The organism is Confluentibacter citreus (genome assembly GCF_002807055.1).
Lineage (GTDB): Bacteria > Bacteroidota > Bacteroidia > Flavobacteriales > Flavobacteriaceae > Confluentibacter > Confluentibacter citreus.
This window is the reverse complement of record NZ_NIXN01000001.1, coordinates 645,201-671,439: the sequence shown is the minus strand read 5'-3', so window position 1 is coordinate 671,439 and position 26,239 is coordinate 645,201. Positions and strand designations below refer to the sequence as shown.

Annotated in this window: 23 protein-coding genes; 11 read left to right on the top strand and 12 right to left on the bottom strand. The window is 34.0% G+C overall.

Annotated elements, in window-relative coordinates:
- Positions 1–61: 61 nt before the first annotated feature.
- Positions 62–1,333 (top strand): SGNH/GDSL hydrolase family protein, encoded by a 1,272-nt coding sequence (locus tag CDH49_RS02895; RefSeq protein WP_162296707.1) that lies wholly within the window; start codon positions 62–64, stop codon positions 1,331–1,333.
- A gap of 1 nt (position 1,334) precedes the next feature.
- Here the strand turns inward: CDH49_RS02895 and CDH49_RS02890 are convergent, their stop codons facing one another.
- Complete coding sequence (locus CDH49_RS02890; protein ID WP_100613789.1) at positions 1,335–2,207, bottom strand: AraC family transcriptional regulator; 873 nt, start codon at positions 2,205–2,207, stop codon at positions 1,335–1,337.
- Positions 2,208–2,917: 710 nt separating this feature from the next.
- On the opposite strand from CDH49_RS02890, the gene CDH49_RS02885 reads away from it, so the two are divergent.
- Together CDH49_RS02885 and CDH49_RS02880 are read left to right on the top strand one after the other, a co-directional pair.
- A complete protein-coding gene (locus tag CDH49_RS02885; protein WP_100613788.1) occupies positions 2,918–3,526 on the top strand; it encodes a hypothetical protein in 609 nt (202 codons plus the stop codon).
- Between the two features lie 564 nt (positions 3,527–4,090).
- Positions 4,091–4,702 (top strand): hypothetical protein, encoded by a 612-nt coding sequence (locus CDH49_RS02880; protein WP_100613787.1) that lies wholly within the window; start codon positions 4,091–4,093, stop codon positions 4,700–4,702.
- A gap of 59 nt (positions 4,703–4,761) precedes the next feature.
- On the opposite strand, the gene CDH49_RS02875 is transcribed toward CDH49_RS02880, so the two are convergent.
- On the bottom strand, positions 4,762–5,835 hold the full coding sequence (locus CDH49_RS02875; RefSeq protein WP_100613786.1) for a PA0069 family radical SAM protein: 1,074 nt from the start codon (positions 5,833–5,835) through the stop codon (positions 4,762–4,764).
- 215 nt (positions 5,836–6,050) lie between these two features.
- Here CDH49_RS02875 and CDH49_RS02870 point away from each other — a divergent pair, with 215 nt between their 5' ends.
- On the top strand, positions 6,051–7,922 hold the full coding sequence (locus CDH49_RS02870; RefSeq protein WP_100613785.1) for a DEAD/DEAH box helicase: 1,872 nt from the start codon (positions 6,051–6,053) through the stop codon (positions 7,920–7,922).
- 49 nt (positions 7,923–7,971) lie between these two features.
- On the opposite strand, the gene CDH49_RS02865 is transcribed toward CDH49_RS02870, so the two are convergent.
- The 10 genes from CDH49_RS02865 to CDH49_RS02825 all read right to left on the bottom strand — a co-directional run bounded on the left by CDH49_RS02865 (position 7,972) and on the right by CDH49_RS02825 (position 16,964).
- Positions 7,972–8,754, bottom strand: coding sequence for an enoyl-CoA hydratase/isomerase family protein (locus tag CDH49_RS02865; protein WP_100613784.1), 783 nt, complete (start codon positions 8,752–8,754; stop codon positions 7,972–7,974).
- A 5-nt stretch (positions 8,755–8,759) separates the two neighbouring features.
- A complete protein-coding gene (locus CDH49_RS02860; RefSeq protein ID WP_157805266.1) occupies positions 8,760–9,197 on the bottom strand; it encodes a copper resistance protein NlpE N-terminal domain-containing protein in 438 nt (145 codons plus the stop codon).
- A 5-nt stretch (positions 9,198–9,202) separates the two neighbouring features.
- Positions 9,203–10,348 (bottom strand): Gfo/Idh/MocA family protein, encoded by a 1,146-nt coding sequence (locus tag CDH49_RS02855; protein WP_100613782.1) that lies wholly within the window; start codon positions 10,346–10,348, stop codon positions 9,203–9,205.
- A 119-nt stretch (positions 10,349–10,467) separates the two neighbouring features.
- On the bottom strand, positions 10,468–11,925 hold the full coding sequence (locus CDH49_RS02850; RefSeq protein ID WP_100613781.1) for a sensor histidine kinase: 1,458 nt from the start codon (positions 11,923–11,925) through the stop codon (positions 10,468–10,470).
- A 119-nt stretch (positions 11,926–12,044) separates the two neighbouring features.
- Entirely contained in the window at positions 12,045–12,590 is a 546-nt protein-coding gene (locus CDH49_RS02845; RefSeq protein ID WP_100613780.1) for a CopD family protein, read from the bottom strand.
- A gap of 3 nt (positions 12,591–12,593) precedes the next feature.
- Positions 12,594–13,964, bottom strand: a complete 1,371-nt coding sequence (locus CDH49_RS02840; RefSeq protein ID WP_100613779.1) for an MATE family efflux transporter — start codon at positions 13,962–13,964, stop codon at positions 12,594–12,596.
- A gap of 3 nt (positions 13,965–13,967) precedes the next feature.
- Positions 13,968–15,002: a ferrochelatase gene (gene hemH / locus CDH49_RS02835; protein WP_100613778.1), complete on the bottom strand. Its 1,035-nt coding sequence runs from the start codon at positions 15,000–15,002 to the stop codon at positions 13,968–13,970.
- Between the two features lie 33 nt (positions 15,003–15,035).
- Positions 15,036–15,197 carry a hypothetical protein gene (locus tag CDH49_RS15730; RefSeq protein WP_193434708.1) on the bottom strand — a complete coding sequence of 54 codons (162 nt, stop codon included), beginning with the start codon at positions 15,195–15,197 and terminating at the stop codon, positions 15,036–15,038.
- 25 nt (positions 15,198–15,222) lie between these two features.
- Positions 15,223–15,960 carry a ThuA domain-containing protein gene (locus tag CDH49_RS02830; protein ID WP_100614465.1) on the bottom strand — a complete coding sequence of 246 codons (738 nt, stop codon included), beginning with the start codon at positions 15,958–15,960 and terminating at the stop codon, positions 15,223–15,225.
- 98 nt (positions 15,961–16,058) lie between these two features.
- Positions 16,059–16,964: an AraC family transcriptional regulator gene (locus CDH49_RS02825; RefSeq protein WP_100613777.1), complete on the bottom strand. Its 906-nt coding sequence runs from the start codon at positions 16,962–16,964 to the stop codon at positions 16,059–16,061.
- A gap of 185 nt (positions 16,965–17,149) precedes the next feature.
- On the opposite strand from CDH49_RS02825, the gene hemA reads away from it, so the two are divergent.
- The 7 genes from hemA to hemF all read left to right on the top strand — a co-directional run bounded on the left by hemA (position 17,150) and on the right by hemF (position 26,230).
- The gene (gene hemA / locus CDH49_RS02820; RefSeq protein ID WP_100613776.1) at positions 17,150–18,412 is read left to right on the top strand and encodes a glutamyl-tRNA reductase; all 1,263 of its coding nucleotides are present in this window, start codon (positions 17,150–17,152) and stop codon (positions 18,410–18,412) included.
- An 84-nt stretch (positions 18,413–18,496) separates the two neighbouring features.
- Positions 18,497–20,236 carry a TrkH family potassium uptake protein gene (locus tag CDH49_RS02815; protein WP_100613775.1) on the top strand — a complete coding sequence of 580 codons (1,740 nt, stop codon included), beginning with the start codon at positions 18,497–18,499 and terminating at the stop codon, positions 20,234–20,236.
- Positions 20,237–20,248: 12 nt separating this feature from the next.
- Complete coding sequence (locus CDH49_RS02810) at positions 20,249–20,929, top strand: potassium channel family protein (RefSeq protein WP_100613774.1); 681 nt, start codon at positions 20,249–20,251, stop codon at positions 20,927–20,929.
- Positions 20,930–20,986: 57 nt separating this feature from the next.
- Complete coding sequence (hemC, locus tag CDH49_RS02805) at positions 20,987–22,570, top strand: hydroxymethylbilane synthase (RefSeq protein WP_100613773.1); 1,584 nt, start codon at positions 20,987–20,989, stop codon at positions 22,568–22,570.
- 91 nt (positions 22,571–22,661) lie between these two features.
- Positions 22,662–23,687 (top strand): uroporphyrinogen decarboxylase, encoded by a 1,026-nt coding sequence (gene hemE / locus CDH49_RS02800; protein ID WP_100614464.1) that lies wholly within the window; start codon positions 22,662–22,664, stop codon positions 23,685–23,687.
- A gap of 342 nt (positions 23,688–24,029) precedes the next feature.
- Positions 24,030–25,325 carry a Na+/H+ antiporter NhaA gene (gene nhaA, locus CDH49_RS02795; protein WP_100613772.1) on the top strand — a complete coding sequence of 432 codons (1,296 nt, stop codon included), beginning with the start codon at positions 24,030–24,032 and terminating at the stop codon, positions 25,323–25,325.
- On the top strand, positions 25,322–26,230 hold the full coding sequence (hemF, locus tag CDH49_RS02790; RefSeq protein WP_100613771.1) for an oxygen-dependent coproporphyrinogen oxidase: 909 nt from the start codon (positions 25,322–25,324) through the stop codon (positions 26,228–26,230). The genes nhaA and hemF overlap by 4 nt, the downstream gene beginning before the upstream one ends.
- Positions 26,231–26,239 lie beyond the last annotated feature (9 nt).

Here is a 26,239-nt window from a genome sequence, read left to right as displayed (position 1 = left end):
TCTTTATATTAAATTAGCATGCTAATTCCCAAATCCATTAATGTTACACATCTTAACCTCTATGAGAAAAATTCTCTATTTTATTTTTGTAAGTATCTTTTCCCTTTCTGTATATGGACAATCTATAACAATTACCGCCCCAAATGGGAATGAATTTTGGCAGGCTGGAAAAACACCTTCAATTACATGGGATAGTAGTGGCTTATCATCGAATATTGATTTAGAGTACTCTCTAGATAATGGCAATTCTTGGATATCTATTGCAACTGTTCCCAATACAAACGAAAGCTATGAATGGACCATTCCCAATACAGCCTCTTTACAATCGTTAGTTCGTGCTACTTCTAATACAACTGTAGATACAAGCAATAACGTATTTGAAATCTCTCAAGATACATCTTCTTGTACCATTGTTGTTTTAGGCTCTTCCACATCATTGGGTACTGGGGCAGACCCTATAGAAAATTCTTGGGTAAATTTATATCATACTGCCATATTTCAAAAAAACACAAAACTCAATGTTATTAATTTGAGTACTCCTGGATATACTACGTACCACATACTGCCAACAGGAACAACAATCCCTAATGGTGTAAATGTTACCATTGATGAGGATAAAAATATAACAAAAGCGTTGTCCCATAACCCGACGGCAATTATAATTAATATGCCTTCAAACGACACGAATAATGGCTATACCGTTAATGCGCAGTTAGAAAACTATGATGTACTAAATACTTCTGCATCAAACAATTCGACACCGGTACCCGTATGGATAGCCACACCCCAACCAAGAAATTCCTTTGATGCTTCCGAGAATCAAATCCAAACTGATGTTAGGGATGCCCTCATAACAACCTATCTAGACAAGTCAATAGATTTTTGGGACGGCATAGCCGATGTAAATGGAAATATTATAGAATCGGTTCATGCTGGTGATGGTATTCATGTCAATAATATTGGACATGAGATTTTATTCAATAGAGTCCTAAATAAAAATATAGCTGAGACCACGTGCTTGAGTGGGTCTTTGAGCATAGAAGAGGTTTCAACTAATTATGTTAATGGTTTAAAAATTCATCCAAATCCCGCTAAAGATCATGTTAATATTGATTTTACTTCTGAATTTTCAGGTGAATTAAATATTGAACTTTATGATATTTTAGGCAGGAAATTATTGGAAAATAATGCTAATTTCAGCGTGGGTATTAATTCTGTAAATCTTATACTAAATCAAAATAATTCGCTTAGTTCTAAGTTTATATTTGGGACATTAACATTTACAACAGATAATAAAATAGTTCAAAAAAGTGTAAAACTTGTACTTAATTAAACTATTGGATGATCAATTTAATTTCTTTCCTGTAATGTGATGCGCTTTTTCCTGTTATATCATTAAACGTCTTATTAAAATGGGAAAAATTATTAAACCCACATTCAAAACAGATATCAGTAATACTCATTTGGCTTTCAATAAGTAGTTTTGTAGCATGTACAACTCTATATTCATTTACTAATTGCGTAAATGTTTTTCCTGTTGCTTTTTTAAAGTATCTACAAAATGCTGGCACTGTCATACTAACCTTATCGGCAATTTCATCTAAACTAATATGGTTTTGGAAATTTGTATTAACGTATTTAAAAATAATATCGATTTTGCCACTATCCTGAGCTTCTGTTTCAAAAGCAAACCCATCAGCGTTTAATAATGTGTAATCGTCCGTAAAGGCTAGGTAGTTTAAAATTTCTAAAAATTTTATAACCCTCTCTAAACCTGTATACTCCATTAAATTTTCAATTTTACTACCAATAACTGCCTTAGTTTCCATTTTAAAGCGAATCCCTTGTTTGGCTCTTTGGAATAATGATGCAATGGCAGCAGTTTCAGGAATATTGAGAAAGTCTTCCCCTAAAAAATTAGATTTAAATTGAATGGTTGTTTCTGTTCCGTTTGCGGTTAACCTATCGGTAAATCCATTGTGTGGTAAATTGGATCCAATAAGTATTAATTGGCTATTATTAAAATACGATAAATGGTTTCCTATGTGTGTTTTCCCTTGTCCTTTATTGATATAAACAAGTTCTAGCTCTGGGTGAAAGTGCCAATATGCCCCGTTCTTATCTACAGTATCTATATGTTGTTTTACTAATATAGAACTTCCGAAACTTGGGGTAAGCTTCCTAAAAGTAGGTTTTTTGTTAATCATAATACAATTTATTCTACCACAAAATTACAATATATTAAATGATAAATATATATACATTTGCCTCAAATGTATGTTATTTTAACTTAACATTGATTTAACACTACATTAATAGTTAATATAACACATAAAGTGGTCAAATTAGATGTTTTGCTCCTTTAACATATACCATAAATTTGTACTATCAAATATTGATAAAAACTTATTGAAAAATCCTTAACACCTAACAAAGGTTTCATAACAGGAAAATTGTTTTTCAATATTGATAATACTAATGAAATTTCTATTTAAACATTAGAAGCTTTTATAGAAAATCATTATCAATAAAATTAGATAATAAAAATTAAAATATATTTTAACTCTAAAAAGGAGTTTACAAAATTCATTAATAATTAGTTTAATGTCTTATTTAGTTTAGTTGGTTAAAGTGAGCTGTGGTGGCTCACTTTTTTTTATGCCTATTCTTATAAAAATTGTATTCAACATCTAAACAACAACCCACTCCCTTAAACTTCTTTAGCGCACATTATTCCAATTTGTAATTCATTTCATATAATATGGCTATTTAACCAGCTTCTATGCTAAATTGATTTAACACAAAGATAATAAAAAAATAACAGATAAAATAGCACATAAATAAGTAAAAATCAATGTTTTACAGACTTCAAAACCTGTATACCTTTGTGGTGTTGAACGTTAAAAAATACCAAATCATGAAAAAAGTAATTAAAAACACAAAAAAAGGAATCTTAATGGTAGCTATGCTTGCTGCCTCGTTAAGTTTCGCAAAAGAAGGAACCCCATTTTTTTCAATTAAAAATGAATCCGAAAGAACCTCACTTACTTTATCACTTGTAAAGAAAGGAAACCTATTGTCTATTAAAGACGATAATGGTATGATATTATATAAAGAACTGATACAAACAACAGGAATCTATACTAAAGGGTTCGATTTAACAGCGCTGCCAAATGGAGACTATATTTTCGAACTTGATAGCGATATAGAAATAAAAACAATTCCGTTTACAGTTGAGTCCAATAATGTGGTTTTTAAAAAGGATATGGAAAAATCCATTTTTAAACCTGTAGCTAGGGTTCAAGGTAATTTAGTGTTTGTTTCTCAACTTACTTTAAACGATGAACCCTTAAAGATTGATATTTATTTTGAAGGATCTAATAATTCTGAGCTTATGCTAACAGAAACTATTAAAGACACAAAATGTATTGAAAGAGTTTATAGGTTAACTGGTCTAAAAACTGGTGATTATAAATTAGTGTTCACCACTAGTGGTAGGGAATTTACAAAAATCATTAATAATTAGTTTAATGTCTTATTTAGTTTAGTTGGTAAAAAGTGAGCTGTGGTGGCTCACTTTTTTTTTGTTCATATTCTAACTAAACAGTGTTACATTGTCCACCATCCATAATAATACATTATTTAAAACTCAATCCCAAGCTTATTCAGGTTTCTACCTTAATATAAGGTTTCGACTACTCTCTCAATCTAACAACCTATATTCATATATAATGTATGATGGACATTCAAAACATTGAGATCCTTTTAATCTTGTTTCTCAATTAAGGAATAAAATCGTTTTGCTTTAACAAAATGGTTTCTATGTACCTATTCTAAGGTTACTTTTCAAGTGTCATTCCTCTTAAACAAAAGCTCTTATTTATATCCTTATTATATTGATGGTTTATAACTTGTTGTGGTTTCTTTCAGGTAATATAGCCAATTAACACACTTCTATGCTAAATTAACTTTACATAAACTTAATGTTATAATAACAGATAAAATAGCATATAAATATGTAAAAATCAATGTTTTGTAGGCTTCCCATACCACATACCTTTGTGGTGTTGAACGTTAAAAATACCAAATCATGAAAAAAGTAATTGAAAACACAAAAAAAGGAATCTTAATGGTAGCAATGCTTGCTGCCTCGTTAAGTTTCGCAAACGAAGGAACTCCATTTTTTAGACTTGCAAGCAATGCTAAAAAAACATCTCTTACATTAGATTATGTTAAAGAAGGAAACACGTTATATATTAAAGATAGTTACGGTGTTAAATTATACGAAGAACTTATTATAGCAAATGGTCTTTACGCTAAAGGATTTGATTTAACTGCTTTACCTGATGGTTCTTATCATTTTGAATTGGATGCTGAAGTACAAATAAAAGTGATTCCTTTTACTGTGGAGTCTAACACCATTAAGTTTGATACTGACATGGCAAACACTATTTTTAAACCTACAGTAAGGGTTAAAGGTGATTTAGTATTTGTTTCTAAATTGGCTCTTAACAACGAACCTTTAAAAATTGAAGTTTACTATGAAAAAGGAAACAGTTCTGAGTTAGTGCTTACAGAAACTATTAAAGGCACTAAAAACATCGAAAGAGTTTACAAATTGACAGACGATTTAAAAAGTGGTGACTATAAATTAGTATTCACTACCAGTGGTAGGGAATTTACAAAATTCATTAATAATTAGTTTAATGTCTTATTTAGTTTAGTTGGTAAAAGTGAGCTGTGGTGGCTCACTTTTTTTGTTTAAAACAATCTCAATTGCCCATCTTTAAACTGCTCGTGCAACTCTAAATTCAGTTTGGGCATCACTTTTCCTTTAAAATATTTGTGCCTTGCCATTTTTACTAAGCTATTAATTTGCTCCGCTATTTTCCCTTCACCATGCATTCTGGTACCGTAACGGCTGTCGTTTAAATTACCACCATGGCAACTTTCTATTTGATGCAATACTTTATCTGCCCGATCGGGCATGGTTTTTTTAATCCAATCCGTAAAAATTTCGCCAATCGCGCCATTAAGTCTTACAATAGTATGGGCGATAGATAAGGCTCCATGTTCTGAAACGACTTTTGCCAACGGCAAAATTTCATGACTATTAATGGATGGAATAATGGGTGCTAACATCACATTTACCGGAATACCGTTTTCGCTCAGTGTTTTAACGGTTTCCAGTCTTTTTGCAATGGTGGTGGTTCTTGGTTCTAAAACACGCCTGATATCTTCAGATAATGAGGTTATGGATATATTCACGCCTATTAAATTATCTTTTCCCAATGCTTTCAAAAGCTCCAAATCTCGTAAAATCAAGGCATTTTTGGTAATAATGGCTACGGGGTGTTTATATTTTAGAAACACTTCCAAACACTTTCTTGTAATTTCAAACTGTTTCTCGGCGGGTTGGTAACAATCGGTGTTTCCAGACATCACAATAGGATGCGTTTTCCACGTTTTCTTTTTTATTAATTCTTCTAAAAGTTTAGGCGCATCTTTCTTTACTAAAATACGACGCTCAAAATCCAAGCCCGCACTATAACCCCAATATTCGTGGCTATTTCGGGCATAACAATAAATACAGCCGTGTTCGCACCCTTGGTACGGATTCATGGAATACGCCATACCAATATCAGGGCTTTCCACTTTATTCACGATGGTTTTAGGGAACACCTCTAAATACAACGTTTTATTTTTGTCGCTTTCTTCGCCTTCTTTATGGCAAAATTCCAGAAAATCGTCACGCATTTCGTGACTGAGTTCAAAGAACCGATTAGGCACATTTAGTTGCGCTCCACGGCCTTTTATGGTGGATTTGGGATTCATAATATTAAGTATTTGGAGTTGGTTGTGTAGTAACTTTATAAAGTTACTTATTATTTAAAACGGAAATTGTTAAAATTAGGTTGGGTTATTAACAAAGTGGATTACATTTATTTTGACTTTGTGGGAAATAATGTCGTACTTCGTTTAATTGACGAAATAGATAATTGTAACTACCTTATCTTAAAAGCTGTAAGCCATTTTAAAAAAAGCAGACATTGGAAAATCGACTTTACCCAACTTGGCAACAATTAGAAGAGCAAAACAATCCTCTGACAGCGGGAGAAAGAGCTCTATTGAAATATCTAGACAACTATTTACCAAAAGACGCACAATGGAAAAGTGGAGACAAACTTGAAAACTACAAAGGTTGGTTGATATTTGCCCAACCCTTTTTAAATGGAACACGACCAGACTTAATTATTTTCAATCCACAAGTTGGACTAGTAATTTACGAAGTAAAAGACTGGAACCTTGACAACTATGAATGGAAAAAAGGAGAAGGACTTTTTGTAAATGACGGACGTGGTTCATATCCTGTAAAAAGTCCAATAGACCAAGTTCAACATTATAAAGAAAAACTAATTGGGCAACTTGTTCCAAGTATTGGAGAAACTATTGACCTAAACGAAAGAAACTTTGGCTTAATAAAAACTGGTGTTTATTTCCATAAGGCAAAGACAGAAGTCTGCCAAGATAAACTGGGAACAAAAATTAAAAACTTCAAATACTTCCCCTTTTTTGGTTTTGACTATTTAGTCGAAAATCGTCTTAAAGAAATTGTTCCTGACGTAGAAATTAGTAGTAGTAATTATTGGAACAGAAAATGGAATGTTGACATTTTATTTTGGCTTAATCCTCCATTTCATAGTATAGAACAAGGAACTATTTTAAAACTAAAAGGAAATCAAGTTAAGGTCGCAGAACCTAAAAGTGGTCATTATCGTGTAAGGGGTGTTGCTGGTAGTGGAAAGACACAAGCTCTTGCTTATCGAGCAGGAAAATTAGCGTCACAAGGTTTTAATGTGTTGGTTATATCTTTCAATATCACTCTATGGCATTATGTAAAAGATATGATTGCTCGTTCCCCCTTTAATTTCAGTTGGGGCAAATTCACTTTCACACATTTTCACGGATTTTGTAAGGATAGACTAAATGAGTTTGAAAGAAAATGGCCAAAATCACCACAAAGAAAAGATTATGGAAGTCAGGAAGATTATGATAGTGCGTTAGAATACTTTTTTAAGGTAACCGTTCCTAATGCAGTAATTGAAGCTATTAGCGAAAAACAATACCAAAAATATGATGCAATTCTGATTGATGAAGGACAGGATTATCATTTCGATTGGTATTTTTTACTTAACAAATATTTTTTGAATAGTCGTGATGAAGTGATGATAGTATGTGATAAGCGACAAAATATTTTTGATAGAGAACTAGATTGGCTGGATAAAAGAGTTACAAAAGAAGGTCTTGACAAATTCAAGGAACCATATATTGACTTGACAGTGACTTTCAGACTTCCTAAACGAGTGGCTGTAATGTCCAACGAGTTTAGTGTGGATTTTGACCTAAATCAAGAATTAAAAGTTGGTAGAATTGAAGACAATCCAGTTTTGTTGCATTCCCAACATATCATTTGGTTGAATATTAACGAGAATGAATGGCAGTATTTTATTTACAATGCGTTTCTAAGACTTAAAAAGGAAGGTTATAGTGCTTCCGATATGGTAATTCTTTTACCTAGTCACAAATTAGGTAAAGCGGGAGTTGACTTGTTTAGAGATAAACAGGTCGAAGTTAATCACGTTTTTGAAGAAGACACAGAAGCAAGGTACCATCCTCACAAAAAAGCTTTTTGGATGGGTGACGGCAGACTAAAAATGTCGACAATCCACAGTTTTAAAGGTTGGGAGCTATTGAATATTGTTTTATTTATTCCAGCAAAAGCACCCGAAACTAATAAAAGGCTAGACGCATTAGTTTATACTGCATTGACGCGCACAAGAGAAAATCTAATAATCTTAAATGCTAACAAACGGTATAATAGTTTTGGCGAAAAATTCCCTAAAAAATGGAACGAGCAATAAAAACGACATATAACAGCTTCTAATGAAACGTAAAAACAACCCAAAAACCCTATTCCCCAGAAAAATCAGCCTTCCGCTTTTCTAAAAATGCTGATGTCCCTTCAGCAAAATCATCGGTTCCAAAGCAGTTTCCAAATTCTTCTATTTCCACTTCAAAACCGTTAATGCCATCTTCATAATGCGCATTAATCGCCTTGATGGCGGCACTTATGGCAACAGGTGAGTTTCTGGTAATTTTACTGGCAATCTTTTCACAAAAAGGCAGTAACTCGGCTTGTGTGGTGACATGATTTACCAATCCGTACGCCAATGCTTGATTGGCATCAATCATGCCTGCGGTTAAAATAAGTTCCATGGCGCGCCCTTTTCCAATTAATTGTGGCAACCGTTGTGTGCCACCATAACCGGGAATAACGCCCAAAGACACTTCTGGCAAGCCCATTTTGGCGTTATCGCTCGCCACTCTAAAATGGCATGCCATGGCTAATTCTAGTCCACCACCAAGCGCAAAACCGTTTATGGCAGCTATTACGGGAGTTGGGAGATTTTCAATAAAATCAAATAACAATTCTTGGCCGCTAGTCGCTAAATTTTTTCCTTCATCTTCATTAAAATCGGCAAATTCGCTAATATCGGCCCCCGCTACAAAGGCTTTTTCGCCGCTTCCTGTAATAATAATGACTTTGGTATTTTTATCCTTATTGGCTTTTTTCAGGGCATGATGAAGCTCTTCAATCGTTTCTATGTTTAAAGCATTGAGTTTGCTTGGTCTATTAATAGAAATGAGCGTAATAGTATCTGTTGATTTTGATAAAATATGATTGTATGTCACTAAGTTTATATTTTAAAAAGTTCTAATCCTTTTACCCAAAATAGTTCAGAATCGTAAAATTTTATGGAGGTTTTTACAACTCTTGCGGACACATCTCTAGGTGATTTTGTATTAAACCTTGCTTTAGAGTTTTTGAGGTTAAGGGTGTATTCTTCATTCAAATCCAAAACGTCCTCCGCATCAAAAAAAATCGAGTTGTTCTCTGAAGCCCAGGTGCCTTTCGCATAATAATTTTCTTGTGGATTGTTAGCACCCTTGGGCTTTCTAAAGAAATGAAACTTAAAAGTATGGTCTTCATTTAAAGTAAGCGTGTACTGAATCCCTTCATTTTCATCATCCAAAAAATCCACTTGATAAACACCATGATCAACTTTTAATTGTGCAAAAACCGCCAAATGGCAACTTAAAAATCCACAAAATACTATATTTCTTATTGATAACACGTTCGTTAAACCTTAACAATGCCCATATCCCCTAAATCCAATGGAATGGTTTTTCCACCTTCTTTAATGGATTTATAAATGGCTTCCACAATAATGATGTCTCGTTTTCCCATCTCTCCAGGCGCAAAGTTGGTGCTTCCTGTTAATACATGTTTTGCAAAAGAGTCCATTTGTATGGTTTGTTGATAATGTCTCTCGTAAGGGAATTTGATTTCTTCGCCTCGGGAGGTACGTCCCGATAAAGGCCCGTAACTATGGCATGGATTTAGTTCTGCCCAGCCACGTCTAAAACTCACAAAAAGCCGATTGGCGTTGGCGTTGTATGATGTAAACATATTGCCAACCACATTATTGGAAAATTTCATTTGAGCCGTGATAGATTCATCCACACCCACAAAATAATCGGGTCTGGTTTTAAACTCTTGTGCTGCAATAGACACTGGATTGGCACCAGCACCATAAATACTGCTTTGAATGGCATAAACGCCCATATCCATTAAGGCTCCACCTCCAGATAATGTTTTATTTAAACGCCACTGCGTGGGGTTATTAGCAGAAACAAACCCAGCATCAGAGGATATATATTGCACTTCTCCCATAGGTTTTTCGGCTACCAATCTTTTAATTTCATTGGTATAAGGATCTGTTTGCATACGGTAACCAACCCCTAATTTTACGCCAGCATCATTACAAGCTTTAATAATAGCATCACATTCGGCAACACTTACAGCCATGGGTTTTTCGGTAATCACATGTTTACCAGCTTTTGCGGCACGGATACAAAACTCTGCATGCATGCTATTTGGCAAAACGACGTACACAATATCAATTGCTTTATTTTTAGCTATCTCATCAAAGTTCTCGTAATTGTAAACATTCTCTTTTGAAATGCTGTATTTATCCATCCATTCCTTTTCCTTTGATGGTGTTCCTGTAACAATTCCAGCTAAATAGCAATGTTCTGCTTTCAGCAAAGCAGGTGCTAATTGTCCGCCACTATAACCACCCAAGCCCACTAAAGCAATGCCTAATTTTTTATCTTGTTTACCAGAATTAAGCCCGTAACTTAAAGGTATATTGGATAATAGTGCAGCACCAGCCATGGCTTGCGTTAATTTAATATTAAATGTTCTTCTATTGATTTTTTCCATCGGTTTGTTTTTGTTTAGTTGGTATTTTGCCTTTTAAAATTACGAATATTTTTAAGTAAGTGAACAAAAAAATCAAAAAATGCCAAGTTTAAATGTTTAAACAATAAGGATTTATAGTTTTATACTCTAGGAAAAGTAACTTTAAACGTTGTTCCTCTATCTTTCTCGGTTTCAAAAGTTATCGTGCCATTATAGGTTTCTACTATATTTTTAACCATTGCCAAACCTAGTCCCATGCCACTTGTTTTGGTGGTGAATTTAGGCTCAAATACTTTTTCTTTGTTTTCTTCTGAAACGCCAACCCCATTATCTGAAACAGTGATGATAACATTGCTTTCTTTAGCACTTACATTGACAATAATTCTTGGTTTTCTATCCTCTGAAATCGCTTGAATGGCGTTTTTCACCAAATTGGTGACCACTCTTATTAGTTGGGTTCTATCAAACTTGGCAATAATTTCAACCTTATCGGATGTGAAAAAAATGTAATCTTCATTAAAAATATCCAAGGCCAATTTTACAATGCTGACCACATTCAACGTTTCATTTTGTTGCGCCGGCATTTTCGCAAAATTGGAAAATGCAGAAGCAATGGAACTCATGGTATCTATTTGCTGAATCAAGGTTTTGGTATATTCATCTACCTTTAAATGAATGTTTTCGTCTTGAGGATCAAATTTCCGCTGAAAATTTTGAACGGTCAATCGCATGGGCGTTAACGGATTTTTAATTTCATGAGCGACTTGTTTAGCCATTTCCCTCCATGCTTGTTCTCTTTCACTTGTCGCCAGTTTTACGGCACTTTCCTCTAATTCATCAATCATACTATTGTAGGAGCTCACCAATGTTGATATTTCTTGACTGGTGTCCTCTATTTCTATACGTTCGTTTCTCTTTTCAAGGCGCGTGGTGTTTATTTTATCACTGATGGTCTTGATTGATTTTGTAATGTACTTAGACAGTAGGAAAGCGATGCTAATCGCCATAATTAAGATAAACAAATAAGCATACCCTAATCGCATTAAAAACTTGTTAAGTTCATCCGTTAGAAAATCGTCCTGCTCTAAATAAGGGAGGTTAATAATGGCTATACGCTTAAACTTAGCATCGGTTATATAAGAATACGAAGACTGAAATGTGACGCCGTTAGATACATGTCTGTCTACAAATCTATGCGTGGCCGTATTTGAAATAGCATTTAGTATTTCAGCTTCTATACATTGATCTTTTTCGTCGTGCTTTAAATTTGCTTTGGAGGTAATTAAAAGAGAGCCTTCTAAATCGTATAAGTTGATTTGAAGCTTATGAATATCTGCGATATTGCTTAATTCCTCTTTAAAGATTATCGGAATATTCTCAGTTATCACTTCCCAAGTATTTTGCTTTCCGTTTAAAACACGACTAATATGGGTTTTAATATCTTCTTCTTTCTGTTCTAACCTTTCTTTATGGTATTCCTCTTTTTCACCTTTATATTGATAAATAGCCACATAAGCAACAAGTACAGACGCCAATACTACCAAGAGTATCATGGCTATAAAAATACGTGTCCGAAGGGATAGTTTTCTTAGTTTCATTAAAAAGAATATGGCATAAATATAGCAATAATCAAACCAAACACGTTATGCGGGAATTTAAAAAACTATCTTCCTGAAAACCCACAACAATACTAGTTACTGATTAAAAAATTTAAGGATTAAGCATCTGGATTTTTTTCCCTGAAATTCTTGTAAAGTTTAAAACCTAACATAATAAGAATGCCTAAAACTATCATTCCAACAACGCCATAAACCCAATCTAAGGCACTTTTCAGAATGACCAAAAAAACCACCGCGAACAGGATGAAGGTAGCGCCTTCATTCCAAATACGCATAAAACTAGATGTTTTATTAACCACATCATTTTGAAGTTGGTTGTAATACTGGTGTGTTTTTAAATGGTAAATGATGAGCAAAACTACAAAGGCCAATTTTACGTGCATCCATCCCTGTTCTAACCAAAACGGTTGTAAAATAAGCAACCATATAGCAAATATCGTGGATAAAATAGCTGATGGCCAGGTAATGATAAACCATAAACGTTTTGTCATCAGCTTTAGCTGTTTTCCTAAAATCTCTTTGTCGGGCGACGGTTTATGAAACGCTTCTATTTGATACACAAACAAACGGGGGATATAAAATAAGCCTGCAAACCATGTGATAACAAAAATGAGGTGAAGTGATTTAATATAAAAGTATGTCATAATTTATGATATTGATTCTGAAACTTGTACATCTGGTTTAAGCGTCTTGACGATTTCGCGATTTAAAAAATATGCCGTCACTATAGTTGAAAGGACATCTGAAATGGGAAATGACATCCATACACCTAATTCTCCAAAAAACTTTGGAAGTATTAAAATGAGTGGAATAAAGAAAAAACCCTGCCTTGTTAAGGTTAATAAGAGTGCAGGTGTTGCTTTTCCTATCGCCTGAAAATACGCTGCCCCTATTAACTGAACAGCTATAATGGGCGTTGCTGCAAATACCCAACGCATCGCACTTGGAGTTTGGTTAATAACCTCAACATCGGTTGTAAACATTCTAGTAATAGCTTCTGGAAAAATCATTAAAATAAGAAACACAAAAGTCGCTAAGATGGATGCATATTTTATAGCCGTATTAATGGTTTCCCTTACTCTGGCGTAATTCTGGGCTCCATAATTAAAGCCCGCAATGGGCAAAAACCCTTGGGTGACTCCTAAAACAGGAAACATGGCAAACATGAGCATGCGACCAACAATAGCATAGGCCGTTACCGAAATTTCGCCACCTAAATGGTATAAAATATTATTCATAAATAAGTACGTAATGCTTACCACTGCTTGTCTAGCTAAAGTTACAAAACCTAACGAACTTATTTCTTTTACAATACCTAAATTTAATCCGAAATGTGAAAACCCAATTTTTAATTCGGAATGCCTTGACTTAAAAAACCAAATGATGTAGATGAAACAAAATCCGTAAGATATCGTAGTTGCCCAAGCGGCGCCTTCCATACCATAACCCAACACATTTATAAAAATATAATCTAAAAGTAAATTGCTAACCGATGGAATCATCATGGCATACATGGCAAATTTAGGTTTTCCTTCTGCCCTAATAACCGTATTCCCCATCATACTCAAGGCTAAAAACGGAACGCCATAAAGCACAATTTTATAATAAACTTTTGCTGGTTCAAAAATAGCGCCCTTACCTCCAAATGAGTCAATGATGGAGTCCGTAAACCATAACCCTAGAATGGCCATGGTTACAGTTAGCAATAATGTTAAGGTGACTTGATTGCCAAACGTTCTTAGTGCTTTACTTTTATTCTCTGAACCCAAAGCCCTTGATATAATGGAAGAGCCTCCAATACCAATTGCCATTCCCAAAGCGGCAATAAAAAAGGACACCGGTAACACCACATTAATGGCAGCTATGGCTATAGAACCTATCCAATGGCCCACAAAAATAGTATCCACCAAAATATTTAAAGACATCACTAAAATACCTATGGATGCAGGAAGCGCTTGTTTAATAAGCAATTTACTGATGGATTGTGTCCCTAAATCTTGGGAGGTTACTTTTCCCATTAATTATACCATTTGAGTTTTAGAAACCGACCAGTTATTAATCCATTTTGATAGTAATGTTACCCATTCTGCATCATCATTCAAACATGGTACTGTTGTAAATTCGTTTCCACCCATTTCATGAAAGATTTCTTCGCCTTCCATAGCTATTTCTTCAAGCGTTTCAAGGCAATCGCTCACAAATGCAGGCGTTACAATCGCCATGTTTTTAATGCCATTTTTGCCCAATCGCTCAATAGTCCTATCTGTATAAGGTTGTAACCACGGATCGAACCCCAATCTAGATTGAAATGATGTTGAATAAGCGCCTTCTTTTAACTGGAGTTTTTCGGCAACCAATCTGGTGACCTCCAAACATTGATGTCGATAACAAAACTCGTGGGCTTTACTTGGAGTGATGCAACAAGTGCCATCAATCTTACAATGCGATTTTGTAACATCGCTCTTCCTAATATGGCGTTCTGGAACACCATGGTAAGAAAACAAAATATGATCAGGGCTTTTCCCTTCTAAATATTTTTTTATGGAATTTGAAAGCACTTCTATATAATCTGGTTTATTGTAAAATGCTGGAACTGACTCTATTTTTAAAGAAGGGAAATGCTCTGTACGTAATTCTTCCGCTAAAACTGTAATCGTCTCGGTGGTAGCCATCGCAAATTGTGGATATAACGGAAACAACAACACCTCATCAACCCCTTTATCAACCAATTCCTGAAGTCCTTTTTTTATGGTCATACTTCCATAACGCATCGCTAAAGCCACGGGAATTTCTACATCCTTTTGAATGGCTTTTTGAAGTCTTTTTGATAGCACGATTAATGGCGAACCCTCTTCCCACCATATTTTTTTATAGGCTGCGGCTGACTGTTTGGGGCGTGTTTTTAAAATAATGCCTTTAACAAGTGCCGTTCGTGCTAAGTAAGGAATATCAATAACACGCTCGTCCATTAAAAACTCGCCCAAATATTTTTTTACATCTTTTGGTTCTGGGCTATCGGGAGAACCAAGATTTACAAGAAGTACACCTTTTTTCATTTGCAATTTTATAATTATTTGAATAATACTAAATTAACCCTCAGTATTCTCTAATTTTTGTTGGTAATATAATTTAGGCCGTTCTTCACTGTAATCACAATCTTGAAAAATACCACAAGAGATATTAGAACGAACCAAGGATTTAGTGCCCATGTTTTTAGATAGTGCTTCGATTTCTGGAGTTAAATACATCATTTCTTAAACTTTTTTTATTATAAAATTACCGCTTTAAACCATACAAAATACCTCCCAACAAATGTTGTTTAAATTCTGGTTCTGCATACGACTCATTGGTATGCCCCAAAGCGGTGTAAAACGATCTGCCACCATCATATTCATGGTACCACGCTATGGGATGATTTGCGCCGTTTTCTCCACCTTCATAAGTCGATTCGTCTAGATTTAACAATACATTTATATCTTCACTAATCGATTTAAAATTATACCACTCATCGTATCGAGTCCATTGTTCTGGCAAATGTTGGGTAGATGGATGCGTACTGTTAAGTCGAGTTATGGTGGCAGTAGATTGCTCTGGGTGGTTTAAAAAATAAGCCCCAACGAGTTCTCCGTACCAAGCCCATTCATATTCGGTATCGGTGGCTGAATGAACTCCCATAAAACTTCCGCCATTATTAATAAATGTTTTAAAAGCTTGTTCTTGATTGGCATTTAAAACATCGCCTGTGGTGTTTAGAAAAATAACCAATTGGTATTGTTTTAAATTTTCTGTAGAAAATAAACTCGCATCTTCAGTTTGTGTGACATCAAAATTGTTTTGCTTGCCTAAATCCTTAATAGTTTTTATTCCTATTGCTATAGATTGATGTCTGAACCCGCTTGTTTTTGTAAAAACAAGCACTTTATCCGTTAGTACATTGTCTGGATTATTGTCATTATCGGAAGTATTGCACGATAGGCTAAAAAAAACAGTGATAACTATTAAAATATTTTTCATATGTAAATATTTATTATTTTTTAGGTCATATGGTATCGCCTTAATTGATTGGTGTTGGTTTTCAATAAACTTGTTGCTCACGGCGATTTCATAAAAAATCAATTTAAAGACATGATATATTTTTTCGGCGTGGTGCCGTATTTCTTTTTAAAAGCAGCTATAAAATGGCTTGCGGTGCTGTAACCAACTTTAAGGCCTACTTCATTCACATTATTCTCGCCAGACTCTAATAATTTTCTGGCGACTTCCATTTTATAATCAAATAAAAAACTAAATACCGAATCCCCATAAATTTGCTTAAACCCTTCTTTAAGTTTTTTAAGATTCAGTCCTATTTCATCTGCAAGTTCTTGCAAACTTGGTGGTTCAGCCAAGCGGGAAATTATAATATCTTTTGCTTTTCTTATTTTAATGACGTTGGTTTCGTCAACTAAAAACGGACACTGTTCAATATTGGCATCTTCATTCCTATTAAAATATAAGCTTAAAAGTTCATAAGCTTTGCCTTTATAATAGAGGTTTTTAATCGTTTGATTTAAATTATAGTTTATTAACTGGTTTAATACAATGGCCAAGGATGGAGAAATAACACCATCTTTATAATATTTTTTGTCTTTATTATCTTCGTTTAAAAACGAGATATAATCGGCTTCTTGCGAAAACAAACCATGAAATTTTTTTATGGATATAAGCACCGTAACAATCCATGAATTGGGGTTTACATCCAAGTTGATTGGTAATTCACGCTGCGGATTATATAAAAGTAATGAGTTTTCTTCAAGTATATTTAAGGAATACCTGCCTTCATTAAATACAAATTTACAAGACCCTTTAATGCAAAAGTGAAATTGAATAAAATCACTATGCATCTCTTTAACAAGGCTTTGAACGACACTTTGGTCATTTTTATATGTCAAAATAAAAAATCCATCATCCACTTTTGTTTCATCAAAAGAACTTTTAGCGACATTTTTTACTTGACTTTTATCATCCACCACAGTCATCTTATTTAGATTCGTTATAAATAAATTTGTTAAAACTACCGTATAATATGCTAAAATATGACAAAAATCATATTTTTGCCAAAAAACAAACTAAAAAACCACAAACGATATTAAAAGTTCTTTGAGCGTTATTTTTTTAATAGCCATCGACATACATTTGCCTGAGAAATTTCGAGTTTAAAAGCATGCAGCAATACAACATATCCAAAAGTACTAATTTTTATGCCATTGGTTTGAGCTATAAAAAAGCCGATGCAGACATAAGAGGGCGCTTTAGTTTGGATGAAAACTCGAAAACAGCGCTGCTAACTCAAGCTATAACTGAAAATATTGAGAGTTTAATTGTTACATCTACTTGTAACCGAACTGAAATTTATGGTTTTGCCCAACACCCCTACCAACTTATAAAATTACTGTGTGATAACACTAATGGTACGGTTGAAGAATTTCAAGAAGTGGCTTATATTTATAAAAACAATGATGCCATAACCCATATGTTTAGAGTGGGTTCTGGGTTAGATAGTCAAATTCTAGGTGATTTTGAAATTATTAGCCAGCTTAAGCACAGTGCTAAACTCTCTAGAAAAAATGGCTTATTGAATCATTTTATCGAGCGTCTTGTAAATTCTGTCATTCAAGCTAGTAAACGCATTAAAACCGAAACGGACTTATCCTCTGGTGCAACATCGGTGTCTTTTGCGTCTGTTCAATATATTTTTAATACGGTTGAAGATATTAAAAATAAAAATATAATACTTTTTGGCACTGGTAAAATAGGCAGAAACACCTGCGAAAACTTAGTGAAACATACAAAAAACGAGCATATTACTCTAATAAACAGAACAAAAACCAAGGCAGAACAAATAGCTGGAAAGTTTAATTTAATTGTTAGGGATTATGCCAATTTACAAGAAGAAATAAGCAAATCTGATATATTAATTGTAGCCACTGGTGCTCATCGACCTACGATTGATAAACATATTATACAAACAAAAAAACCACTGCTGATTTTAGATTTGTCCATTCCTAAAAATGTAGATGAAAATGTGGAAGATTTACCTAATGTTAAATTGGTTCATCTAGATCATCTTTCTCAAATTACCGATGGGACTTTAGAAAAGAGAAAAGCGCATATTCCTTTTGCCGAAGCCATAATTAAAGAAGTGAACATGGAGTTTAATGATTGGTTGGAAACTAGAAAATTTGCACCAACCATAAAAGCCCTAAAGCATAAATTGCTTGATTTTGCAACTTTAGAATTAGATACCCAACGCAAAAAACTTTCAGATTTTAATGAAGTTCAGGCTGAATTGATTAGTAATAATCTCATTCAAAAAATAACCAATCATTTTGCCTATCATTTAAAAAATGATAACATGTCTACTGACGAAAGTTTAGAGTTTATTAAAAAAGTATTTCAGCTAGAAGAAACTCCAACAAATGTTTAAAACTTTTACATTTGTTACTTATTCTTAATTAGGTTAGATTTTAACTAAAAGAATAAGTAAAAAACCTAAAGTTTTAATATTAAGATGAAAAACAACAAAATCTTTACAAATCTATATCGGTTTTTAGATATATTCATTCTGTTCTTCTTAATCTTTGATTTTGGCTTCTCAATTGATGATGATTATAAACCTTATAAACTATTAGGGTTCTTTGTTATAGCCGTTATATTAATAGCTTTTAATGTGATGAAAAGCTATCAGTTTAAAGATAAAAGCTCGAGGAAATCAGTCAAGTTTAACATCATTTTTCTTCTATCAACTTTAATAACAGCCACACTATTTATACTATATAATTACGACCTTTCAATTATAGAGCTTACTGGAAAAACCAAAGTTATTTTTGAAATAGGATTCTTCTTTTATTTGTTAATAAGACTTACGTTTTTAATTAAGTATATCTATAAAATTTATTTTAATCCTGCCATTTTATTTGTTGGCAGTTTTGCCATTTTCTCACTTATTGGGGCCCTCTTTTTAATGTTGCCAAAAGTAACCACCAATGGCATTTCTTTTATTGATGCCCTTTTTACCTCAACAAGTGCTATTTGCGTTACTGGATTGGCCGTTTTAGATACTGCAAACGATTTTACACAACTTGGGCAAACTGTTATTATGGTCTTAATTCAGATTGGTGGGTTAGGCATATTAACCTTTACATCTTTTTTTGCTTATTTCTTTAAAGAAAGTTCTTCGTTTAGTGAAGGCATGTATTTAAAGGATTTTACAGCTTCAGAAAATTTGCAAGATGTTTTTAAAATAGCAGTAAAAATTGTTTTGTTTACTTTAGGGATAGAATGCGTTGGGGCTTTTTTAATCTATGGCTCAGTGAATGACGTTACGGCTGTCGAAAACAAGATGTTTTTCTCTATTTTCCATGCTGTGTCTGCTTTTTGTAATGCTGGTTTTTCTACATCGTCAACTAGTTTTTACGATCCGGGCCTTCGTTTTGAATACTCTTTACAATGGGTCATTATGATACTTATTATTTTTGGTGGTTTGGGCTATAATATTGTATTTAACATTCTAACCTACTTGAAAAATTTTATTGTTAATTTATTTTATAAAACCAAAAAACTAAAATCGGTTAGAGTTGTTACCCTAAACTCTAAACTAATTTTGGTTACAACTAGCATTTTACTGGTATCTGGATTTATTTATTTTTACTTTTTTGAAGCAAACTACACGCTTAAAGAACATACCTCTGCCTTTGGCAGAATAACAACTGCTATGTTTTCTTCAGTAACCCCAAGAACAGCTGGATTTAATACTATTGATTATACGCAGGTAGCAACCCCTTCGTTACTTTTTGTGATGTTATTGATGTGGATTGGAGCGTCACCCGCTTCAACTGGAGGTGGTATAAAAACCAGTACCTTTGCCATAGCCACATTAAATATTTTTGCTACAGCTAAAGGGAAAAAAAGAATAGAAATTAACTCAAGGGAAATTTCAAGTAGCACTGTAAATAAAGCTTTTGCCATTATATCGATTTCATTGATTGTTATAGGAATGGCCATTATTTTATTGCTCTTTTTTGAACCTAACAAAACACTTTTAGAAATAGCTTTTGAGTGTTTTTCAGCATACAGTACTGTTGGTTTAAGCTTAAATGTAACACCGACTCTATCATACAATAGTAAAATTGTTATAATAATCGTTATGTTTATAGGTAGGATAGGTATGCTAAACTTGCTGTTTGGTATGCTAGGGCAAATAGGACAAAAATTCTATCAATATCCACAGGAAAACATTTTAATAAATTAAAAATTAAGCAAGATGAAAGTCATCATTTTTGGTCTAGGTAATTTTGGAATGTCTTTAGCTTTAAGTCTAACGGAAACAGGCAATGAAGTGATTGGAGTTGACTATAAAATGGAAAAAGTTAATTTAATAAAAGACAAAATATCGCATAGCATCTGTTTGGATTCCACCAACGAACAAGCCTATCAAGCCTTACCAATAAAACAAACAGACATCGCTGTAATCGCTATTGGGGAGAATGAAGGTGCTGCCATTATAACCACTGCCATTATTAAAAAGTTAACAACAGCAAAGGTAATAAGCCGATCACTTTCTCCTATACATGATACTGTTTTACAAGCTATGGGTATTGATTTTATTGTGCACCCAGAACAAGAAGCTGCCGACAAGCTAACGCACAAACTCAATTTAAAAAACATTATAGATAATTTTAAAATTGATAATCGCTATTCTATTTCTGAAGTTAAAACACCACTTGCTTTTGTTGGAAAAACTATTTTAGACTTGAATTTTAGAAACCATTACAACTTAAACATTGTAACCATCTTACGTAAAAAAGAGAAAAAGAATTTGATTGGCGTTTCTACAACTCAGTTAGAGGTTATTGGAATTCCATCAGGGGATACCATTATTGAAACCGATGATGTTTTAGTGGTTTTTGGCTTAAATGATAACATTACTAAAATTGGAACATAAGCTAAAATCAATAGTTAAATTATAACCTACATCCATAAAAAAATTGAACTTTAATACATGTCTAGAATAATAAAAATAGGTACTCGTGATAGTGAATTAGCCTTGTGGCAAGCCAAAATAGTGCAAAGCCTACTCGAAAATTTAGGGCATAAAACACAATTAGTCCCTATAAAATCTACGGGTGATTTGGTGTTAGATAAACCTTTATACGAACTCGGAATTACAGGTATTTTTACCCGTACTTTAGATATTGCCATGTTAAACCATGATATTGATATCGCTGTACATTCGTTGAAAGACGTTCCAACCGTTTTACCAAAAGGGATTGTTCAAGCAGCTGTTATAAAACGTGGGAACGTACAAGATACACTGATTTTTAAGGATAATGAAGAGTTTTTAAGTTCAAAAAAAGCCATTATTGCCACAGGAAGTTTGCGTAGACGTGCACAGTGGCTAAATAGATTTCCAACACACACGATTGTAGATTTAAGAGGCAACGTAAATTCCCGTTTACAAAAGTTAGAAGATAATGAGGATTGGAATGGTGCTATTTTTGCTGCTGCCGGTATAGGAAGAATTGGTTTACGACCCGAAGAAGCCATTAATTTAGAATGGATGGTTCCCGCACCAGCCCAAGGCGCCATTATGATTACGGCTTTACAAGAGGACGAAGAGATAAGGACTATTTGCAAAGAACTTAACCATGAAGAAACCGAAATATGCACTTCTATCGAACGCGCATTTTTAAATAAGTTGGAAGGCGGTTGTTCTGCCCCTATCGGCGCATTGGCATATATTAAAAATGAAGAAGTGAATTTTAAAGGTGTGTTATTAAGCACCGATGGTTCAAAAAGGATTGATGTTACAAGAGTAAAAAAATTGGGCGAACATCATGATATGGCAGACTTCTGTGCCAATTTCGTTATAGAACGTGGTGGCAAACGCCTTATGGATACCATCAAGCATTCCAATAAAAAAACGAATGTGTATTCAACCAAATCACTTACGGAAGGACAACGACTTTTATTTCATGAAAAAGTAGTGGTTGATAGTGCCGACTTCATAAAAATAAGTTTGAATAGAATTCATCCACGTTTCCTCAAAAATGAAATCAAAAATGTGGTAATAACCAGTAAAAATGCCGTGGAATCTTTAACTACAAATTATTCTGCCATAGAATTACAATTTAAAAACATATATTGTGTTGGCAGACGTACCAAACAATTAGTTGAAAAAAAGATTGGTAAAGTAACCCATTCTGAGAATAGCGCTAAAAAGCTGGCTCATTATTTAGTAGAATACATGGAAGGTGCTGAAGTCACCTATTTTTGTAGTGATTTAAGATTAGATGATTTACCAACTATTTTAGAAGAGAACAATATTAAAGTAACCGAAGTAGAAGCGTATCAAACAAAATTTGATGCTTTAAAAATTTCTGATTCCGTTGAAGGTGTCATGTTTTATAGTCCTTCTACCGTGCAGAGTTATTTAGAAAACAACCACGCTAATGGTATTGCTTTTTGTATTGGTGATACCACGGCAATCGAAGCCAAAAAACATTTTGATGATGTAAGGATTGCAAAAGTACCAACTGTTGAAAGTGTTATTGAATTGGTGAATGAATATTATATTGGCCTATAAGGTTTGTCATTCCTGCGGAGGCAGGAATCCATTCTTGTAACGTTTAAGTTTAATTAAAAAGATTCCCGCCTTCGCGGGAATGACAAAAAACATGATTAAGAACGATTTATTTTTAAGAGCATTAAAAGGAGAAACTGTAGACAGACCACCCGTTTGGATGATGCGCCAAGCAGGTCGTTATTTACCTGAATTTATAGCGTTACGCGACAAATACGATTTCTTTACACGTTGCCAAACACCAGAAATAGCGAGCGAAATTACCGTGCAGCCCATTCGACGTTACGGAATGGATGCCGCCATTTTATTCAGTGATATTTTGGTGATTCCGCAAGCGATGAATATTGAGGTAGAAATGAAACCAAATTTTGGCCCATATTTACCCAATCCCGTTCGCACTTCGCAGGATGTTGACAATGTGATTGTTCCTGATGTAACAGTTGCTTTAAATTATGTCTATCAAGCCATAAAAGCTACCAAGGAATTGCTAAATGATGAGATTCCCCTTATTGGTTTTGCTGGTTCACCATGGACTATTTTATGTTATTGTGTACAAGGTCAAGGCAGCAAAACCTTTGATAAAGCCAAAGAATTCTGTTTTACAAATCCAGTTGCTGCGCATTTGTTACTTCAAAAAATTACAGATACCACCATTGCTTATTTAAAAGAAAAAGTAAAGGCTGGCGTTGATGCCGTTCAAATATTCGATTCTTGGGGAGGCATGCTATCACCCGTTGATTATCAAGAGTTTTCTTGGCAATACATCAATCAAATTATTGAAGCTCTAAAAGACGATGCACCTGTGATAGCATTTGGTAAAGGGTGCTGGTTTGCACTTGGTGATATGGCAAAAAGTAATGCTTCCGCTTTGGGTATTGATTGGACATGTTCAGCGAGAAATGCACGTTATTTAACAGGTGGAAACATCACGCTTCAAGGTAATTTTGACCCTGCACGTTTATTATCGCCACCTGCCGAAATTAAAAAAATGGTGCATCAAATGATAAACGAATTCGGCAAGGACAAATACATCGTTAATCTGGGTCATGGTATCTTGCCCAACATTCCTTTAGACCACGCTAAAGCATTTATTGATGCTGTGAAAGAATATAAAAATTAAAGTTTGATTGCTGAATTCAGTACATATTATATAGATTTCATTCAAGAAAAAGATGCTTGGAAATTATGTGATTTATTGTTGCTAATGAAGATAGATTAAAACACTATCTGCCTAAAACAGTCGCAGAAAATCTAAACCCTACCTTATCACAGTATTTCTGTGAAAAGAAGGTTAAACAATTTAAAAATAAAAACGAATTTACTCCAAAAAACAAAGACCCTTTAGATATGGACTTATTTGAACTTTACAATTAAATATAAAATTTTATCGAGCTACGCCAACTTTGCAATATACCCTTATCTTTATATTAAGTAAAAGAATATAAAAACTAAACCCAATTATATGATACCTGAAAAAGTCTTATCTCCATTTCAAAAATTCGTTAAAATAGAAAGCTTTAGTGGTATCTTATTATTGTTAGCAACTATTGTTGCCTTAGCTTGGGCAAATTCACCGTTTGCTGAAAGTTATCAATCGCTTTGGAATTATAAAATAGGTTTTACAACAGAAAATTTTGAGCTCTATAAACCTTTAATTTTATGGGTTAATGATGGACTCATGGCCATTTTCTTTTTTTTAATTGGATTAGAAATTAAAAGGGAGTTTTTAATTGGCGAATTGAATTCTATTAAAAAAGTTGCATTCCCTTTATTTGGCGCGTTAGGAGGCATGATAATCCCCGTAGGGCTTTTTGTGCTTTTAAATCAAAATCCCGAAACATTTAAAGGTTGGGGAATTCCCATGGCCACAGATATTGCTTTCTCATTAGCTGTGTTAAAACTTCTTGGAGATAAAGTACCGTTAAGCCTAAAAATATTCCTGATCGCTTTCGCAATTGTAGATGACCTTGGAGCCGTTCTTGTTATTGCTTTGTTTTATAGTGGACAAATTCAATTCCTTCTGCTTATAATAGCACTTATTTTGCTTGCAATCCTTTACCTTATTTCCTTTAAAGGATATTACTCTAAATATCTAGGGATTGCTTTTGCCATTGTTATTTGGACATTGTTCTTGAAAGCAGGCATTCACCCCACACTTGCTGGTGTTTTGTTGGCTTTTTCAGTTCCCATAAATCAAAAGATTAAAACAGCTGAATTTATTGATAATTTGACCGTTATTACCGATAATATTAAAAAAGCAACTGTCATAAACAAGCCCATTCTGTCAAAAGAACAAATACAAGAAATTGATAATCTGGAAGATTGGACCAATAAATACCAATCACCACTTCAGCACTTAGAACATAGTCTGCATGATTGGGTTGCCTATTGGATCATTCCCATCTTTGCCTTAGCGAATGCTGGTTTTGTTATAGATAGTTCTGTTACTTTAGAAACCAGTTTAATCATAAATATCGCAGTTTGCTTGGTAATAGGTAAAAGTGTGGGCATTTCACTAATTATTATGTTGGCTAAAAAAGTAAAATTAATATCCATTCCAGAAGATATCACCAATAGACATATTATTGGTGTGTCATTTTTAGCAGGTATAGGATTTACCATGGCCATTTTTATTGCTAGTTTGGCTTTTGCCGATAGTCCTACATATATAGACTCTGCTAAAATTGGTGTTTTAATTGGTTCTATTGTTTCTGCCGTTGTGGGCTATCTTATTCTATTCTTTGAAAAACAAAAATGAAAGATACATTCTTCAAATACATTCATACGCTTCAAGACACCATAACCTCAGTCTTAGAAAAAGTTGATGGCAAAGCCAGTTTCAAAGAAGATCTTTGGGAACGACCCGAAGGCGGTGGCGGACGTACTCGAGTGATTGAAAACGGGAATGTCTTTGAAAAAGGTGGCGTTAATATTTCTGGCGTTCATGGGAAACTTCCAAAATCCATGCAAGCGTATTTTAATGTGGGTGATGTCGATTTTTTTGCTTGTGGATTAAGCTTGGTGATTCATCCAAAAAACCCTATGGTACCAACGGTTCATGCAAATTGGCGTTATTTTGAAATGTATAATGCTGATGGAGACATTGTAGATTCTTGGTTTGGTGGCGGACAAGATTTAACACCATATTACCTTTTTGAAGACGATACCATTCATTTCCATAAAACTTGTAAAACGGCTTGCGACCGTCATAATCAAGGTTTTTATGAAGATTATAAAAAACGTTGCGATGACTACTTTTACAACGCACATCGAGAAGAAGCTAGAGGCATTGGCGGTTTATTTTTCGATTATTGCAAAGCTAGCGAAACCATGAGTATGAAAGATTGGTATCACTTTGTAACAGATGTTGGCAATAGCTTTTTGGAAGCTTATGTGCCTATTGTTGAAAAGAGAAAAAATTTGCCTTATACAGATGCACAAAGAACTTGGCAAGAAATCCGACGCGGACGTTATGTAGAATTCAATTTAGTACATGATAAAGGCACTTTATTCGGATTGAAAACTAATGGGCGTATAGAAAGTATTCTTATGAGCTTACCGCCTCATGTACAATGGGTTTACGACCATCATCCTGAAAAAGGAAGTGAGGAAGAAAAACTAATCGAAGTATTGAGAAATCCTATAGATTGGATAAACAAATAAACGCATCAA